This window comes from Kitasatospora sp. NPDC091257, from assembly GCF_044757675.1.
Lineage (GTDB): Bacteria > Actinomycetota > Actinomycetes > Streptomycetales > Streptomycetaceae > Kitasatospora > Kitasatospora lactacystinica.
Genome location: NZ_JBIVVI010001597.1, coordinates 1 through 1,653, shown reverse-complemented (window position 1 = coordinate 1,653; position 1,653 = coordinate 1). Strand labels below are relative to the sequence as shown.

The 1,653-nt window shown below is 67.3% G+C and carries 1 protein-coding gene; it reads right to left on the bottom strand.

Going from position 1 to position 1,653, the window contains the following annotated elements; genetic code table 11:
* Positions 1-133: 133 nt before the first annotated feature.
* Complete coding sequence (locus ACIQOV_RS40615) at positions 134-1,576, bottom strand: glyceraldehyde-3-phosphate dehydrogenase (protein ID WP_401056053.1); 1,443 nt, start codon at positions 1,574-1,576, stop codon at positions 134-136.
* Positions 1,577-1,653 lie beyond the last annotated feature (77 nt).

The window sequence follows — 1,653 nt, the reverse complement described above, 5'->3', positions numbered from 1 at the left end:
CCTGGACTTCTCGGTGCAGGCCTTCGGCGGCGACGTCAGCTTCTCGGCCGTCGCGGTGGTCTTCCTGACCGCCAACGCGGCCGGCTCGGCGATCCATGCGTCGTCCTGCTGTTGATCCCGCGCTACGGGTGGATCAGACCGCCGGAACCGGGAAGGTCGGGTACTCGACGCCCGAGATGTACTGGACGACCCGGATCACCTGGCACGAGTAGCCGAACTCGTTGTCGTACCACAGGTAGAGGATCGCGTTGTCGCCCTCGACCTTGGTCGCGCCGGCGTCCACGATCGAGGCGTGGCGCGAGCCGATGAAGTCGCTGGAGACGGCGTCGGGCGAGTCGGTGAAGTCGATCTGGCGCTTCAGCGGCGAGGTCAGCGAGACGTTCCGCAGGTACTCCAGGACGTCCTCGCGGTTGGTCTCCCGCTTGAGCTGGAGGTTGAGGATCGCGATGGAGACGTCCGGCACCGGGACGCGGATCGAGCTGCCGGTGATCTTCGCCTGGAGGTCCGGCAGGGCCTTGGCGACGGCCGAGGCGGCACCGGTCTCGGTGATCACCATGTTCAGCGGCGCCGAGCGGCCGCGGCGGTCGGCCTTGTGGTAGTTGTCCAGCAGGTTCTGGTCGTTGGTGAACGAGTGGACGGTCTCCACGTGGCCGCGGACCACGCCGTACTCGTCCTCCATCGCCTTCAGCGGCGGGACGATGGCGTTGGTGGTGCAGGAGGCGCAGGAGAGGATCTGCTCGTCCGGCTTGATCGTGTCGTGGTTCACGCCGTGCACGATGTTCGGCACGTCGCCCTTGCCCGGCGCGGTCAGCACGACCTTGGCGATACCGGGGCGCAGGTGCTTCGACAGGCCCTCGCGGTCGCGCCAGCGGCCGGTGTTGTCGATCAGGATCGCGTCCTTGATCCCGTACTCCGTGTAGTCGACCTTGGTCGGGTCGTCGGAGTAGATCACCGTGATCTCGTTGCCGTTGGCGATGATCTTGTTGTTCGCCTCGTCGACGGTGATCGTGCCCTGGAACTGGCCGTGGATGGAGTCACGGCGCAGCAGCGAGGCGCGCTTGACCAGGTCGTCGCCGCCGCTGTTGCGCACGACGATGGCCTTCAGCCGCAGGCCGTTGCCCGAGGCCTTCTCGACCAGCAGGCGGGCGACCAGCCGGCCGATGCGGCCGAACCCGTACAGCACGACGTCCTGCCCGGACCGGCGCTCCAGCTTGTTCTCGCCGGTGGCACCGACGACGGCCCGGGCGGTGAACTCCGCCACCGACAGGCCGCGGTCGTCCGCCTTGTACGTCGCGGCGAGCATGCCGAGGTCGATCTGCGAGGGGCCGAGGTCCAGGGCGGTCAGTGCCTCCAGGAACGGCATCGTCTCGGTGACCGAGAGCTCCTCGCCGGCTATCTGCCGGGCGAAGCGATGCGTCTTGAGGATGCTGACCACCGACTTGTTCACCAGGGAACGGCTGTGGAGCAGAACGGTGACGTCCCTCTCCCGGTGCAGCCGCCCGATGATCGGGATCATCGACTCCGCGATCTCCTCGCGGTTCTTCCAGTCCGTGAACACGTCGTCGTTGACAGTCACAAGTCCATCTTTCGAGCTGAGGGTGTTGCCCACATGGTAGCTTCGCCCGCCCGCGCCCCGACCGCCGGTCCCTCCCC